Source organism: Rhizobacter sp. P2_H2 (assembly GCF_056403375.1).
Map to the genome: position 1 here is coordinate 1 of NZ_JBFUFP010000425.1, position 4,397 is coordinate 4,397.

The window sequence follows — 4,397 nt, forward strand, 5'->3', positions numbered from 1 at the left end:
CCGTGGCACGCTGTTCGGGCTGCAGTCGGGCGGGCGCACCGAGTCGATCCTGATGTCGATGCCGCCGCTCGTGAAGTGGCGCTACAACTGGTCGCCCGCGGCCGGCACGCCGGAGGCGCGCCTGTACAGCGACTTCCTGCGACCGCGCCCCTGGGCCGAAGAGACCTTCCCTTGAAGCGCATTGCGCTGTTCGGAGGCAGCTTCGATCCGGTGCACGTGGCGCATGTGGCGCTGGCCCGTGTCGCGTTGTCGCAACTCGAGCTCGACGAATTGCGCTGGGTGCCGGCGGGTCGCCAATGGCAGAAACACCGTGACCTGACGCCCGCCGTGCACCGCGAGGCGATGGTGCGGCTGGCGATCGAAGGCGAGCCGCGCTTCACGCTCGAAGGCTGCGAGCTGCGCCGCAGCGGCGCGAGCTACACCTTCGACACCGTGCGCGAACTGCAGGCCGCCGAGCCGGGCGTCGAGTGGTTCCTGGTGATCGGCCAGGACCAGTACGCCGGGCTGCACAGCTGGGTGCGCTGGCAGGATCTGCTGCAACGCGTCACGCTGGCGGTCGCGAACCGGCCCGGCGTGACGATGGCGGCGAGCCGCGAGGTGCAGGCGCAGCCGCACCGGGCGGTGCCGCTGCCGATGATGGACGTGTCGTCGACCGACATCCGTGCCCGCGTGGCCCGGGGACTTGCGGTCGACGATCTGGTGCCCGCCCCCGTGGCGCGTTATATTGACCAATACGCCCTGTACACGGGCGAACTCAGGAGTTGAATGGACATCCGAAAACTGCAGCGCGCCATCGTCGATGGTCTGGAAGACGTGAAGGCACAGAACATCCTGGTCTTCAACACCGAGCATCTCTCGCCGCTCTTCGAGCGCGTGATCATCGCCTCGGGCACCTCGAACCGCCAGACCAAGGCCCTCGCAGCCAGCGTGCGTGATGCGGTGAAATCGGGCGGCTTCCCGGTGTTGCGCACCGAGGGCGAGGACAACGGCGAATGGATCATCGTCGACTGCGGCGCTGCCGTCGTCCACGTGATGCAACCGTCGATCCGCGAGTACTACCACCTCGAGGAGATCTGGGGCGACAAGCCCGTCAAGCTCAAGGTGGACACGGCGCCGGTCAGGCTCGTGAAGGCCGAGGAGCCGGTGGCGAAGAAGGCGCCGGCGAAGAAGGCCGCTTCGGGCAAGGCCCCCGCCAAGACGGCGGCCAGGTCGGCGCCCGCCAAGGCCCCGGCCAAGGCACCGGCCAGGAAGGCTGCGGCGAAGACCGTTGCGGCCCGGCCGGCCGCAGCCAAGAAGGCCCCGGCCCGCAAGGCGGCACCGGCCAAGACCGGCAGCGTCGTGACCCGCACGGTCGGCGTGAAGAGCGCTGCGCCGGCGAAGAAGGCGGCGGCCAAGGCGGCACCGGCCAAGGCACCGGCGAAGAAGGTTGCCGCCAAGACCGTTGCGGCCAGGCCGGTCGCGGCCAGGAAGGCCCCGGCAAAAACGGTTCCGGCGAAAGCGGCCCCGGCGAAGAAGGCTCCCGCCCGGAAAGCGCCGGCGAAGAAGACCGCCTCGCGCGCGTGAAGCTGTTGCTGGTCGCCGTCGGCCAGCGCCAGCCGGCCTGGGCCGAGACGGCCTATGACGACTTCGCGAAGCGCTTCCCGCCGGAGATGCGCCTCGAGCTGAAGGCCGTCAAGGCCGAGACCCGCGGCTCGCGCACCGCCGAGCAGATGATGGCGGCCGAGGCCGCCCGCATCGAGGCGGCGCTGCCGAAGGGCGTGCGCCGCGTCGTGCTCGACGAGCGCGGCGACCGGCTGACCAGCGTGCAGCTGGCCGCCCGCATGAAGGCCTGGCTGCCCGACGGGCGCGACGTCGCCTTCCTGGTCGGCGGCCCCGACGGGCTCGATGCCGGGCTGAAACGCAGCGCCGACGAGACGATGCGGCTGTCCGACCTGACGCTGCCGCATGCCTTCGCGCGCGTGCTGCTGGCCGAGGCGCTGTACCGGGCCTGGACGCTGACCGTGAACCACCCCTACCACCGCGAATAGCGGACCCGGATGCCCGACGCCCCGCTGCACGACTTCATCTACCTTGCGTCGCAGAGCCCGCGCCGCCGCCAGTTGCTCGACCAGGTGGGCGTGCGCCACGAGCTGCTGCTGCCCGATGCCGACGAAGATGCCGAGGCGCTCGAGGCCGAGCGGGCCGGCGAACTGCCGGCCGATTACGTCGAGCGCGTGACCCTCGCCAAGCTGGCCGCCGCGCGCAAGCGCCATGCGGCGCGCGGCCTGCCCGGCGCGCCGATCCTGTGCTCGGACACCACCGTCGCGGTGGGGCGCCGCATCCTCGGCAAACCGGCCGATGCCGACGACGCGCGCCGGGTGCTCGGGCTGCTGTCGGGCCGCACGCACCGCGTGCTGACRGCCGTCGCGCTGGCCCACGGCCGGCGGCGCGAGCTGCTCGTCAACGTCTCGCGCGTCGAGGTGGCGCTGCTGCCGCCGGCGTGGATCGAGGCCTACATCGCCAGCGGCGAGCCGTTCGGCAAGGCCGGCTCGTACGCGATCCAGAGCGCGATGGCGGGCTGGATCCGCCGGATCGACGGCAGTCACTCCGGTATCATGGGTTTGCCCCTGTACGAAACGGCCCAACTGCTGAGACAAGCGCGCGTCAGGTTCTGACGCCGCCGCCACAACAAGAGCGCCCATGCAAGACATCCTCATCAACTGGGCACCCCAAGAGACCCGTGTCGCGATCGTCGAGAACGGCGCGGTGCAGGAACTCCACCTCGAACGCACGCTCGAGCGCGGCCTCGTCGGCAACATCTACGCCGGCCGCGTGGCCCGCGTGCTGCCGGGCATGCAGTCGGCCTTCATCGACATCGGGCTGGAGCGCGCCGCCTTCCTGCACGTGGCCGACGTGCACGTGGTCGGCAGCGGCCCGCGCAACGACCATGCGCCCGGCGCCGCGCCGCCGCCGCCGATCGAGCGGCTGGTGTTCGAGGGCCAGACGCTGACGGTGCAGGTCATCAAGGACCCGATCGGCACCAAGGGCGCGCGGCTGTCCACGCAGATCAGCATCGCCGGGCGCATGCTGGTGTTCCTGCCGCAGGACGACCACATCGGCATCTCGCAGAAGATCGGCTCGCACGAGCTGCGAGACCAGCTGCGCACCCGCATGAACCAGCTGACCGGCAAGACCGAGGACGGCCAGCCGCCGGCCACCGCGTATGCGGGCGGCGGCTTCATCCTGCGCACCAATGCCGAGGACGCGACCGACACCGAGCTGGGCGACGACATCGCCTACCTGCGCAAGACCTGGGGCGCGATCCGCGAGCGCAGCTTCAAGTCGCCGCCGGGCACGCTGCTGCACCAGGACCTGAGCCTGGTCGAGCGCGTGCTGCGCGACCTGGTGAACGACGCGACGCAGTCGATCCGCATCGATTCGCTGATGCAGCACGAGCAGCTGGTGGCGTTCGGCGCCGAGTACACGCCGGGCTCGGTCGGCAAGCTGCAGCACTACAAGGGCGAGCGGCCGATCTTCGACCTGTACAACATCGACGAGGAGATCGCGAAGGCGCTGGCGCGGCGCGTCGACCTGAAGTCGGGCGGCTACCTGATCATCGACCAGACCGAGGCGCTGACGACGATCGACGTCAACACCGGCGGCTACGTCGGCGCGCGCAACTTCGACGACACGATCTTCAAGACCAACCTCGAGGCCGCGCAGGCCATTGCGCGCCAGCTGCGGCTGCGCAACCTGGGCGGCATCATCATCATCGACTTCATCGACATGGCGCGCGAGGAGCACCAGGGCACGGTGCTCGGCGAGCTGCGCAAGCAGCTGGCGCGCGACCGCACCAAGATCACGGTGAGCGGCTTCACGCAGCTGGGGCTGGTCGAGATGACGCGCAAGCGCACGCGCGAATCGCTGGCGCACATGCTGTGCGAGCCGTGCCCCACCTGCGGCGGCAAGGGCCAGGTGAAGACGCCGCGCAGCGTCTGCTACGACATCCTGCGCGAGATCCTGCGCGAGGCGCGCCAGTTCAACCCGAAGGAGTTCCGCGTGATCGCGGCGCCTGCGGTGGTCGAGATGCTGCTCGACGAAGAGAGCCAGCACCTGGCGGGGCTGAGCGACTTCATCGGCAAGCCGATCTCGCTGCAGGCCGAGGCCGCCGGCTCGCCGGAGGCGTATGACATCGTGCTGATGTAGCGGCTGCGGGGGCGAGGCCTACTTGACCGCCTCGAATTCCCACAGCAGGTGCGCCTTGCGGTGCTCGTTGTTGCCGAGGTCCTTGCCGCGCAACCGCCGCACGCCGTCGCGCACCGCATAGGCGATCCAGCGCAGCGGTTCGCGGCGCTTGCGCCGCTGGCGTTCCAGCGCCTCGCGTTCGGCGGCTTTCTCCGGCCCGGTGAAATCCAGGT

7 protein-coding genes are annotated in these 4,397 nt (G+C 70.3%); 6 read left to right on the top strand and 1 reads right to left on the bottom strand.

Going from position 1 to position 4,397, the window contains the following annotated elements:
• The 6 genes from AC1D15_RS19525 to rng all read left to right on the top strand — a co-directional run.
• Positions 1-175: coproporphyrinogen III oxidase (locus AC1D15_RS19525; protein ID WP_477827289.1), on the top strand; the 175-nt coding region annotated here is incomplete at its 5' end.
• A complete protein-coding gene (gene nadD, locus AC1D15_RS19530; protein ID WP_047505592.1) occupies positions 172-765 on the top strand; it encodes a nicotinate-nucleotide adenylyltransferase in 594 nt (197 codons plus the stop codon). The genes AC1D15_RS19525 and nadD, both read left to right, overlap by 4 nt.
• Positions 766-1,563, top strand: a complete 798-nt coding sequence (gene rsfS / locus AC1D15_RS19535) for a ribosome silencing factor (protein ID WP_477827286.1) — start codon at positions 766-768, stop codon at positions 1,561-1,563. It abuts the gene before it with no gap.
• Positions 1,560-2,027: a 23S rRNA (pseudouridine(1915)-N(3))-methyltransferase RlmH gene (rlmH, locus tag AC1D15_RS19540; RefSeq protein WP_047505597.1), complete on the top strand. Its 468-nt coding sequence runs from the start codon at positions 1,560-1,562 to the stop codon at positions 2,025-2,027. The genes rsfS and rlmH overlap by 4 nt, the downstream gene beginning before the upstream one ends.
• A gap of 9 nt (positions 2,028-2,036) precedes the next feature.
• Positions 2,037-2,654, top strand: coding sequence for a Maf family protein (locus AC1D15_RS19545; protein WP_477827287.1), 618 nt, complete (start codon positions 2,037-2,039; stop codon positions 2,652-2,654).
• Positions 2,655-2,679: 25 nt separating this feature from the next.
• Positions 2,680-4,185, top strand: coding sequence for a ribonuclease G (gene rng / locus AC1D15_RS19550; protein WP_465114634.1), 1,506 nt, complete (start codon positions 2,680-2,682; stop codon positions 4,183-4,185).
• Positions 4,186-4,203: 18 nt separating this feature from the next.
• Here rng and AC1D15_RS19555 read toward each other — a convergent pair.
• A partial coding sequence (locus tag AC1D15_RS19555) for a hypothetical protein (protein WP_477827288.1) occupies positions 4,204-4,397 on the bottom strand: 194 nt, incomplete at its 5' end.